The sequence below is a fragment of the Pedobacter sp. GW460-11-11-14-TSB4 genome, assembly GCF_059423705.1.
The window spans coordinates 48008-60009 of record NZ_JBWKYI010000023.1; the positions used below are offsets into that span (position 1 = coordinate 48008).

The 12002-nt window shown below is 38.2% G+C and carries 9 protein-coding genes and 1 tRNA gene; all 10 read right to left on the bottom strand.

Features of this window, described 5'->3' with window-relative positions:
• Positions 1–3 precede the first annotated feature (3 nt).
• The 10 genes from AC07YT_RS19140 to AC07YT_RS19185 all read right to left on the bottom strand — a co-directional run bounded on the left by AC07YT_RS19140 (position 4) and on the right by AC07YT_RS19185 (position 11965).
• Entirely contained in the window at positions 4–321 is a 318-nt protein-coding gene (locus tag AC07YT_RS19140) for a hypothetical protein (RefSeq protein WP_145954303.1), read from the bottom strand.
• A 420-nt stretch (positions 322–741) separates the two neighbouring features.
• Entirely contained in the window at positions 742–1047 is a 306-nt protein-coding gene (locus AC07YT_RS19145; protein ID WP_086549033.1) for a hypothetical protein, read from the bottom strand.
• 1 nt (position 1048) lies between these two features.
• Entirely contained in the window at positions 1049–1285 is a 237-nt protein-coding gene (locus AC07YT_RS19150; RefSeq protein ID WP_086549032.1) for a hypothetical protein, read from the bottom strand.
• A 31-nt stretch (positions 1286–1316) separates the two neighbouring features.
• Complete coding sequence (locus tag AC07YT_RS19155) at positions 1317–2366, bottom strand: SIR2 family protein (RefSeq protein WP_086549031.1); 1050 nt, start codon at positions 2364–2366, stop codon at positions 1317–1319.
• A gap of 10 nt (positions 2367–2376) precedes the next feature.
• Complete coding sequence (locus AC07YT_RS19160) at positions 2377–4275, bottom strand: Piwi domain-containing protein (protein WP_086549030.1); 1899 nt, start codon at positions 4273–4275, stop codon at positions 2377–2379.
• A gap of 199 nt (positions 4276–4474) precedes the next feature.
• The gene (locus AC07YT_RS19165; protein ID WP_086549029.1) at positions 4475–5092 is read right to left on the bottom strand and encodes a DUF932 domain-containing protein; all 618 of its coding nucleotides are present in this window, start codon (positions 5090–5092) and stop codon (positions 4475–4477) included.
• 532 nt (positions 5093–5624) lie between these two features.
• Positions 5625–5698 (bottom strand) — tRNA-Asn (locus tag AC07YT_RS19170).
• Between the two features lie 195 nt (positions 5699–5893).
• The gene (locus AC07YT_RS19175; RefSeq protein ID WP_086549028.1) at positions 5894–7462 is read right to left on the bottom strand and encodes a SusD/RagB family nutrient-binding outer membrane lipoprotein; all 1569 of its coding nucleotides are present in this window, start codon (positions 7460–7462) and stop codon (positions 5894–5896) included.
• Between the two features lie 10 nt (positions 7463–7472).
• A complete protein-coding gene (locus tag AC07YT_RS19180; protein ID WP_086549027.1) occupies positions 7473–10700 on the bottom strand; it encodes a SusC/RagA family TonB-linked outer membrane protein in 3228 nt (1075 codons plus the stop codon).
• A 104-nt stretch (positions 10701–10804) separates the two neighbouring features.
• Complete coding sequence (locus AC07YT_RS19185; RefSeq protein WP_086549026.1) at positions 10805–11965, bottom strand: TIGR03364 family FAD-dependent oxidoreductase; 1161 nt, start codon at positions 11963–11965, stop codon at positions 10805–10807.
• Positions 11966–12002: the final 37 nt, after the last annotated feature.

Consider the following 12002-nt stretch of genomic DNA (forward strand, 5'->3'; position numbering starts at 1 on the left):
TTTTTAAGAATTTAAAATGGGCGGACCTTTATTGGTAAAGCCCTGTAAAGTAAATTTATAACATCCAATATAATACCTGCCTGCAAACGCTGCAGCAGATTTTACCGGAAGGGTAAATTCGAAATGATGAACATTTAAAATTGGTACCGAGTGATGGTGTGCTAAATAGTCGCAGACCGCACAACTTTTAACCAGTTTCTGAATAGAGGTTTGATGATGGTGTTGTTGACCTGGTGAATCCTGGTGATGATGATGGAAAATCTGCAAAAAAGATGTGCCTACAAAAAGTATAATCAACCAAAGGGCTAAAATACTTTTCACATATTGTTGATATGTAGCTTGCTTTCTCAAATCGCAACAAAATTGCATTAATAAATTTAGTAATGCAAACTAAGTTGATGTTTTTTTCTCGTCCGACATCGATATAAAATAAAAAAAGCCTTACCACGATATGGTAGGGCTTTAAATCTGCTCCCTGCGCCTGCGCTCAGGATAAACTTCTCGCCCGGCCCCAAACGCAAAAAACCCACAACTTTAGTTGCGGGTTTTGGCTCCCGAAGCTATTTACTTTTCTAGAAACCTGCTCGATGATCTTACGAGAATTTCAAGAATTGATGAAAATTATTTGGAATAATGTACCGATTTAAGCAGAGCATTAACAAATTTTAAAAACTGGATGCTGTTTTTTAGAGTTTATAAAGCTTGCTAGAATAATTTCAGTATTAATCCATAGTTTTTAGCCTATTTGAATTTGACTCCATTTCTGGTCTGAACTATAGTATTACAAACCTTATATCCATTTTTCTTAATATAATTAGCTAAATTGACCGACGCTCTGTAGATTTCGGATCCCGGTTTAGGCATAACTTCAGCCGAAAAAATCCCGTCAGTAACTAGCTCGTCTTGAAAACCATCATTGCTTTTGTAAATAGCATAATTAGCTAATTCCATATTATCATCCTTAGTTACAACAGATCGTATATAGGTTTTATCCTTTCTATGAATAAAAAGTAAAGTCAACTTCTTGGCTGGTTCAAATATAGACATGTTATGATTTTTTAGCGGGAATATATGCCTCATACCATGCACTTTCATTAATATCGGCATCATGAGTTTTAACTACAGACCTCACTTCTGGCTCACCTACCTTATAACCATCGTTATTGATGAGTTGAATAATAATTTCTTCACCATTTATAAAATCGTCAGTTGGTGACCCTTGAAAAGGAATTAATACTGGAACTGCTGTAATTGAAGAGTCTGTTTTAATGTTAATAGTTTTCATTTTGCTTAGTTAAGTTTTTGAAAGAAGAAGATTAAAAAGGGACATCATCAGGCTCAGCCAAATTGTTTGCTAAGAAATCTTTATTCATAATTTCCGTAAGGAATTGTTTTGCTTTATAATCCTCCCATATTACTTGATCCTTACTTCTAAGCTTCAAAATGTTTGCGATATTTTGACGTGCATCTTCAATTTGTATTTCAAATAAAGGGGCAACGTTTAAAATTCTTAATTCACTTCGAGCATTTAAAGCCTGCGATAAAATATTATTCACATAATCATCTGCATAAGAATACCCAATCACAACGATTAATTTTGCCTCATTCAAACAAGCTTCTCGTAGTTTTGATGAATAGTAGAAATATGGATCGACGGACGTCATTTTGTGCTGAATTCCGAAAATCAATTCAGGATTTTGCTCCTGCCGATCACTTTTCATCAGCTTGTTACCGTCAGTATACCAATCTATAGAACCATGAAGTTTATAAAGGTTATAACTCTTCTCATGGTTATTTTCGAAATTTGAATAATGCCATTCATTTGTACCCTTAGTAAATCCCAATTCAATTTCCTTTTCCCTGCCGACAATTGTTTCAAAACAAAGGTCATAATTTAGAGTAAATGCTTTAATTAAGGTTCCAACTTCTCCTGCCAAAGTACTAAAGGAAGTAAAATAACTGGCCTGATCATAGTTTCTAAGACCTACCCATTCATTCAATTGTTTGCGTATAAGTTTTTTAAACTTAGAAATATTGTCGAAATTCAAGCCGGCCAAGTCTAGGAGTCTTATATTCCAAGTACCAATAAAAGGGTACATTATATTCCGTTCCCTCTCTTCTATTTGAGAAATGACCACCAACAATCTTTCTACATTAAATGGCTCATCAAATTTTCCCATTATCCCGTCAGAATACTGAATGCTACTCCTTAAATAAAAATATAAGTCTTTGTATGGCTTCCAATCTGCATCTCCCCGAACTAGAGACTCAATTTCTTCTACCATCTTATTAGAAATTGGTATCCCTGCTTCCAGGCTAACCCCAGCTCCAAAAAGAAATATTAAATCTTCACCTTTTATTTCCATAATTATTTACTTAAAGAAACCAAGGTCTTTCATTAGAGAGTATTTTTTCATCATAACCCTCAATATCTTCAAAAGCTTTGGTGTAGTTTGCTATCAGTTGTGAATAATAGATAGAAATAGGTACAGATTTCGCATTAAATCCTCGCCAGTTTGCACCAGAAAGATTTAAAACATCCTGTAAGTACTTCCGTTCATCTATGTTATTTGTATTTGGTAAATTTAAAAACTCTATGTGCACTGGATTGCCAAGTCGTTTATCGACAATTTCTTTCCCAAAAAGCAGCCCTTCAAACCATACTAAATATTGTCGTTGAGACAATTTAACAAAGCTACTCTCGTAAGGTACAAAGGTATTGTGTGCGCTATATCCGAAAAATTTATTGTCAAGATTGATCTTTATAACAATAAACTCCATTGTTGTGACCTGTTGGATTGCCTTAGATAGTGCGTCGATTTCTTTTCGTTTTATTTTGAATGGTAGATGCAAAACACAAGATGTATAGGTACTATATTTTTCGTCGTTTAGCATGGTCACCAAATTTTTCTGCAGTTTGTCCAAATAATGTTCATGTTCTGCCTCATCTGCAAGTACTTCTAAGCTCTTATAGAGCCCGCTGGAATCTAAACACACACTATAAGCAAAGAATTTACTGATTTTTTTTGTTTCAGGATCAATTTTGTGAGAACTGCCTATTCCCAATATCAAACAGTTGGCATTACTCGGCTTAACTATCCAAGGTATTCCTCCTAATTTTGAAAAAATCGCCAATGCAACATTCGAGGTTGACCATTTTAAAGAGTTTTTCTCACCTAAAGAACGATAATTAACTACTTGAAGTGGTATGTCTTCCTTAATGAAGTTGTATTTCAAATAGTAGTAATTAGCCGAAGTTGCTACTTTGTTATCCAAATCGTGGTCTTCAATATAAATCCCAATAACGTTTGCATTTTCTCCATTATATTGTTTGACCTCATTTACAACTTTGGATAATTCGGAGTGACTATTATTGGATAAGCTAATCTGTTTTACATTCTCCAAGCCAAATTTAATCTTAAACATAGATTCGAATCCTGAAAAAGTTCCTGGATTTAATTTTCCGATAAGGCTTAAATAAAGTTGGTTGGCAAAGGATTTGAACCGCTCTTCAAAAATAAATACAAAGATTACTTGATCGTCAATTCTTTTATAAGGGCCATAATTTCTTATACCCTGAAATTGTGAATAAGCAGATTTATTAACATTGAATAGATATTCTTTCTTATTCAAAAGAAAGCTAGGGACATCGTTAAGTTTATCTGAAATATTGATTTTAGCTCCCCCAATATTTAAAGTGCTCCAAGTACCATAGGAAAGTCTAATAAAAGATTGTATCAAATGGTATTTTTCAGAATAATAGTTCTTGTTACTACGGTAATGATCATCTAGGCTCAGACTTAACCGTTGAACCTGTTTATTAAACTGGGTGCTTTCATTTTTGATAAATTTGAAATCTATAAGAAACCCGAATTTTTTTTGCTCTTCCAAATAATAGGGAGTAAGAAATACTACTCTATTACCTTCAGGAAATTCTTCAATAATAAACTCAACTTGTTCTTCAGTAAATCGCTTATAATGATTATACGTGTATGGACAAAAGGTACTGTCGAGTGTTTCTAGTAATTTCAGCAATAGGAATTTTTTCGTTAAGCCTAAAAAATCGGCTGAATTTACTTCATGTTCTACAAACCCATCTTTGGGCTTAAAAGATATGTTATAATTTACTTTTGTGGGATTTCCATCAGTTTCAACGAACGGATATCTCATCTCTGATTTATCCAACTTTTCTTCTTCCTCTGGAAGTTTTCTGTAAACTGTATAATCAAACGAATTATTATCTAACGGAAGAAAGTTTAACTTGATATTTGCCATTATATTGCAGAATCAATTATTATTTAATGAGTTTTAATTTAATTGTTAAAAATCATATATCAACTTGCAATATAATTATTATTTATCTCATTAATCAAAAGTTAAAACACTTATTGCCCGCAAGGGCCGCCTGAAATTTTGGGCAACGCAAAGCACTAAGAACAATAGTTCTTAGTGCCTATTTAATTATTCATTACTACTAATTCAAGGCATTCACACCAATTTGTGCAAATTCATTGCACAAATCAAATGTAGTCTGTGCCTTTCCGAATGCATTACCTGCCATAATGGATTTAAATTTTGTTTCAGTGTCTTTATAATTTTTCACGTTCTGAAAATACCCCGTAACCCCATTATAAGCACCAAATAAAGTGCCTTTTGTGGTTTCCATGTGTTGGGTAGGGCTTGTGGCGGTATATTCCAAAACATTATCTACCATATTGGTAAACACACTAGAAAATTCGTCCTTTTTTCCTGTTTGCAAATTCTGCAAAGTTTCCTTATTCGGAGCCATCGCAATCTGCACCAATTTTTTAACCTGCTTATCGGTAATCCTTACTTTTGACCATTGGTTAAAAACCCCCTCCATTTCTTTTGCCAACAGATTTGTAATGCCCAACAGTTTATGTGCTTCTTTTAGCCTATCGTGTGCGCTTGCTGTATGGCGTATTTTGATTGCATTGCTCCGATTTCTCAAAGCGGCATTCAATGTGTTTTGGCAACAAATCCTAATCGGTGTAAATGATGCGGTAATGCTTCCAAAGCCATCGTGCGAAGTAGTGAGAAACAAAAACTGTTCTATTAATGCATATTTCAATGAAACTGGTCAATCCATTTCGGGCCAAACTGTACGCGAATTTGATTGCCGGGCGGCTGTCTAAAATGTTCCTTTTCCCTCTGAACAAAAACAGGCCTCGACTTCAAATATCCTTCTTCCTGGCAGCAACCAGATTCATCTAATTCAGGTTCACATCCAACCTATCTTTTTAGATCAACAATGGATCTTTAATAAAAAATCATTGCAGAATTCCACCTAAAAGACGCGCCACAGCATCCAAACCCCACCAGACAGATCGAAGATTGCATCTAGCAGTAATTTAACGCCTGAGCCTTTTATTTGGCCTGAACTTATAAAATTAAATGGGTTTACTGAGTGAAGAAATTCTGATCCAAAGATCAGCGCCGTCAGTTTGGTCCGAAACAGCTCGTCAGTTTGCAGCGAAATAGGGTGTCAGCATAAATGCGAAACGCGTGTACACTTTTGCCGAAATACGCAGTATAGGTTTGGGTCCATAAAAACCTTTAAAAATAAAAAAGCCTTACAACGGTGTTGTAAGGCTTTCAATCTGCTCCCTCTGCTGGGCTCGAACCAGCGACCCTCTGATTAACAGTCAGATGCTCTAACCAGCTGAGCTAAGAAGGAGTACTGGTCGTTTCCTAAAACGAGGTTTATTTACACTTTGCAGTTAAATACCCTTGTTCGTTTTGGGAGTGCAATATTAGCGCTTTTAAACTATTTATGCAAAAATTAATTCAATTATTGTTTAAGAAAACGATCCTCCATTTGCAACGGAGGATCGTTTCGTATATTTCAAACTGAATATCAGACCATTACCAATTAGGGTTTAACAATCCAAGGCGCCAGGTTAATATCGTCAATTCCGCTATATTGGCGAAGTAGAGCCTGTTTTAGGTTTTCGCCGTTGGTCGTTCTTTCTATAGTAGGGTACTGAAAACGTTTCGGAATCCTTTGGCTGTTACCTGTACCCGGCCCTACCAGGAATTCGGGTATGCCTGTTCTGCGGTACTGATAATAAGCTTCGAAACCCGAATTACGAAAAAACGCCAGGTATTTTTGGGTTAGGATTTGTGTTAAACCCGCAGCCGTATTGCCTGCATACTTGATAACAGGCTGTGCATAATAATCCGTCTCGAAAGTGAAGTTTACATTGTAAGTTTCAAATTCGCCTAGCTTACCGTCCTTTTTCAAAAAGGTTACCACATTGCTGCCATCTTTAATTCCGTAAAAAGCAATAGATGCCTGGATGCCTTTTTTATACCAGCTTTCGGCATCGCCAGTTGCCCAGCCACGGTTAATGCCTTCGGCTTTAATAAAACAGAGCTCTGGATAAGAAATGATAAAGGTATTTTCGGCAGTATAACCGCTGTAATACCGGTTACGACCAATAAGCGAATACAATCCTTTCTGTACTTTATCCAGCATCACCCCCTGATCTTCGCCAGAGCTTGCGCCGATAAAATTGCGGTAATCGGTAATGGCATAGCCATTGGCTTCGGCTATTCCTCTTGCTGGTTCGGCAACCATATAGGCTCTTGGGTCTTTATAACCCGAAAGTGTATTTAAATAAGTACCAGCCATGTTATAACGCAAAGCATCGTTACCAAAGTTATCCTTGTTGTTTGGGTATTTGTTAAAACTTTCGTTGTACACAAACTGCAGGTTATCGGCCATGCTATCCATTACCGGGTATTTGCCTGCATTACCCAATACCGCAGCAAACTGTTGTTTAACCTGCAAATCGGCATCGTCTACTTTGGCACTCAACTGGATCAGGGTTCTTAATTTAAAGGTATTCACTACCTTTTGCCAGGCAATCAGGTCATTTTTAAGGTAGATATCGCCTTTTAATTCCTTGTTGCCCGCTGCAATTAAAGCGGTTAAATCGGTGTTCGATTCTTCTAACCAGGTTAAGGATTGTTTAAAAATATCTTTTTGGGTATCGTACTTTGGAGTCAGGTTAGCGAAACCTTTTAAAGCTTCCATCATCGGTAGATCGCCTACTTTCAAACTCATTTTCACAAAGAAATAGGCTTTAAAGAATTTAGCCAAAGCCAGGTAAGGTTTAGCTACTGCACCACCTAAACGATTGGCTTCTTCTTCCATTTTAACCACATTTTTTAAAGTAGTGTAATCTAAAGTAGCACCTGTCCAATCGTAGTTATTGTTGGCATAATAGAAATAATTGGCCGCCGTGTATTGGTTCCATCTTTCCGAGCCCGAAAAAGGGGCTTCATACATGTCGAACAAAATACCGTTCAACAATAAGTTCGGCGGAACGGTTTCGGCCTGGTTTGGATTTTTAAAATTTTCTTCAAATTCTTTCTTACATCCGCCGCAAACAGCAACGATGATGAAGAGGAACAGGATTTTATATATTGATTTCATGTTCTAGCGATTAAAAAGTAATATTAAGGTTAAAGCCTACACTTCGTGTAGTTGGTGTTTGTAACGTAGAGGTACCTTCTCTACCCGAATACTGATCTACATCCACATCATTATAGGTAGAATTGATAAAGTACAACAGGTTACGTCCTACTACCGAAATATTGGCCGATTTGATAAATGTGCGCTCCAATAACTTTTTAGGTAACTGGTAACCAAAGGTTACTTCGCGTAATTTGGCGTAGGTACGGCTCATCATGGTATTTTCTTTGGCACCATAAAAAACACCCAGATAATCTTGTAATAACTGAGGTGTGGTGTTTGGTGTAAAAGACAGGTCGCCGTAGTTGGTAATTACACCTGTAACCGGATCGAAGTTAAGTTTACCGCCATTGGCAATAACCACCCCATCGCCTACCCAGGTACCTTTGTAAGCTGGATCGTTTACACGCAGGTAATCCTGGTATCTGGCCTCACCCATTTTACCCTGAATGGTTTCGATCTGACGACCGCCCTGAAACGATTTTAACCTCACGTAATCTTGCATTACCCCACCCACTTTACCATCTAACTGGAAGCTGAAAGAGAAATTCTCATACCTGAATTTATTACCAATACTCCATACCCAGTTTGGATCGGCGTGCCCTAACAATTGATTCACCGGCAATGAGATTGGTGTTCCGCTTGAAGTATGGATTACCTGTCCGCCTGGTGTTTTAGCTAAAACAGAACCATAGATATTATCGATACGGTCGCCGGTTTTAAAGAACTGATCAACCGATGTTTCGCCAGGGGCAAGTTCTTTGTAAATTTGTTTGTAGGTCGACCAGTTGATCATTACGTCCCAGCCAAATTTATCGGTCAGAATTGGTGCGCCCGACAAACTTAACTCCACACCACTGTTTTGCGTTTTACGGCCGTTAATGGTATTGGTCTGGTAACCTGTAGCTGCTGAGATATTTTGTCTGATAATTTTCGGTCCATCGATATACCTGAAATAAGTGGCTTCGAAACCTAACCTGTTTTTAAGAAATTTCAGGTCGATACCCCCTTCGTAATTGGTTCTGCTCTGCGCTTTTACTGCATTCAGATCGATCAGGTTATTGGTATAATAGGCGCCTGTTTGATTATTATAGGTTGGTCTGATGCTATATGGAGAAGAAAGGCCATATCCAGGACCACCATATGACGAAGTGTATTCTGCACCATAACCGAGCGGATAAGTTTGTAATGGCGTCGCCCCAATAAATTCCTGCGTACCCAAACCCGGATCTTTAACGTTTGCATACGATGCCCTTACTTTTGCAAATGAAATAAAAGCAGGCATTTTTACATAATCGGAAATTACCGAACTTAACGAAACCGAAGGATAGAATGCAGCATTGTTGCCCGGAGCAAGTGCAGAGTTTTTATCTACACGACCTGTGGTATTGATATTCAGGTATTTTTTAAAGCTTAAATCAACCGAATAAAAGGCACTTAGCACCAACATTTGAGAATTGAAATCGAAAGCTTTTACCGGATTTTTAGAGTTCGAAAAGTTATATACATTCGGAACATTTAAATAATCGGTCGTGGTAAAACTCGAATTGTAGCTGAAGTTACGGGCATTACCGCCACCAAAAGCGCTGATCTCCAATATATCGCCAACGTTTTTGTTGTATTTCAAAATCAGCTGGGTATTGTTCTCGAACATGCTGCGGCGGTCTTCCCTGTAATCACCTAAACCTTCTTCACGTCCGTACGGGTGGGCAGAAAATGGCATTTTCTCGGTTCTTAACTGATCGTAGGTCGAAATTTGTGTTTTTAACAAAACGTCCAGCCCTTTGCTTACATTATAGTTTAATGAAGCATAACCGTTAATATCGTTCTTTTTATGTCCGCGCAACCATTCGTACGACATAAAATAAGGATTATGGTAACGCTGGTATTCTGCATAGATAGACTGAATGCCTTCTTTGCCTGGCTGCCAGTAGTTTTTCATGTCGTCGATATTCCAGTCGGCACCGCCCCAAAGCGTCATGTTATAAATTACACTGTTCGGGCCATAGTTTACATCCGGTATGTTATCAGAAAACTGACGACTGTAATTGATATAGGCTTCGGCCCTTAATTTCGGGCTGATGTTATAAGAACCACTTACATTAAAATTATTGATATTTAATTGTGTATTCGGTATAATTCCTTTCTGGTAATTATTGGAAATAGAAACCCTTAAATTATACTTATCCGTTGCAGAAGATAAAGCAATATTGTTTGCAGAAAGTAATCCGGTTTGGATGAAACGCTTTAAGTTATCTTTTCCGCGGGCCACCCATGGCGTACCCTGGCGCACGCCGTTTACCACCGGACTATCGTACTGCGGGATTAATTGCCCTTCGAATTTTGGACCCCAGATATCGTAATCGCCATCGTTTAAGCCACCACCTTTTCCATCGCCAAAGGCATAGGCACTGTGCTCACCTGGCCCGTACTCGTCCTGGCTTTTTGGTAAAGCGATAAAACCTTTGTTAAACTGCGTGCTTGAGTTTAGTTCAACTGTAAAACCTTTATCACTTAACTTACCTCTTTTGGTGGTGATTAATAATGCACCATTATAAGCCTGATAACCATATAATGCTGCTGCTGCCGGGCCTTTAAGCACGGTGTAAGTGTCAATATCATCGGGATTGATGTTCCAGGTATCTGAATTGATCGGCACCCCATCTACCACGACTAAATTAACATCGTTACCACGAAGGTAAAGCGATGAGCGGCCCAAAAGCTCTGAAGATACTCCTACAGTTAAACCGGCTACTTTTCCCACCAATCCGTTTACCGGATTCGCTTCCCTGGCTTTTACCAGATCGGCACCTTTTACTTCCTGAATGGCATAACCCAGGTTTCTTTTTTCTTTACGGATACCAAGGGCGGTAACCACCACTTCGTTTAAGTTTTTCGAGTCTGTTTTTAAAGTTATGGTCAGGTTTGCCGCAGTAACCTGAACTTCCTGAGGAAGAAATCCGATTGAACTCAAAACAAGTGTTTCACCTGTTTTGGCATCGAGGCTAAAGCGACCTGATAAATCGGTAGAGGTCGCTCTTTTAGTGCCTTTTACCAGTACACTAACGCCAGGGATTGGCTGTTGTGCATCGTCTTTAACCAGACCAGCAATTTTTGTTTGCGCCCATGTAAAATAAGGCGTGAGGCATAATAGCAGCAAAACTATCATGCACATCTTCATCTTGTAGAGATGTTTCATTTATCTATAATTTTTTAGGTTTTATAGATGCAATGATAAGATGTGCATGTTAGCGTAATGCCAACTTTCAGTTAACAAAAACCTTAGTTTTTGTTTAGTATTTGTTAACTAAATATTTTCTTAATACTTTCTGCAGCATAGCCTGCACTGGCCGTCATTCCTTTGCCACCAATAGCTGTACGGATGTGGATGCGATCATCCAGATCGTATGTTACAATATGTTTTGTGGCGTGCTGCGGATAAAATCCGGCCCAGGTACTTTGCAGTTTGCGGACATCGAAATCGACAATACGGGCTGCTTCTTCCAGCATCAGCTCATTAATGTGATGGCTTAAATCGAAGCCAAGATCGTCGAAATGATTTACATCGGCATACACATGCGAATCGCCAATAATGATCGTATTATCCGCAGCTTTCTTAAACAGGATATGAATGCCCCATTTTTTCAGTTCTTCGTAATGCTCCGGCGTTTTAATGCTTTTAAAAGAAGGGCAATAGTGCTCAAAACTCTCATAACGCCTGGTGGTTAAGCCCGTTAAAATATTCCCTGCTAAAGCTACCTCTGGCATAGGAATACTGCGCATCATTTGCAGTTTACTAACCACAATACCGCTTTCGCTAAACAGTTCGGGATAAAGTAATTTAAATTCGTAACCGTTACAGATAATGGCTTTTTCTGCCGTAAAGCGTTCGGCATTGTTTCTTAAACCAACCTCCACACCAGCACCTTTACTTTCGCAAGCGGTAACCGGACTATTATATTTAAGGGTGTATTGTGCAAACTTATTCTGCATATATTCGTGTAAACGGTGGATCATCTGATCTGGCGCTACACTAATTTCCTGCGGAAAAAAGATGGCTTCTTTGGCGTAAGAAGATTTAATAGCAGGATATTTTTTTAAAACCGCGTCCTGACTAAGCAATTCAGTTTCATAACCAATGGTATCGTAATGTGCCTTCAGCTCGTGGATCAAAGTCTGCTCATCGTTATCTGATGCAATGTACACACTACCATTTTGCTGCACAGAAATATCAAATTCTTGCTGGATAGATTTATAAATATCTAATCCCGCAACACCGTATTCGAACCATTCGGCTTCCATACCCGAGGGCACCACCTGACCAAAATTGCGCACGGTTGCGCCTACCGGGAAATTGTCTTTTTCGAGCTGCAAAACCGATTTGCCCGAAAGTAATGCATGGTAAGCATGGAATGTTCCTAAAATCCCTCCACCAATTACAATAAGATCGAAATGTTTGTTCATTGTTTATTTTTTTGCTGATGCCTAATGTTTTTGATCT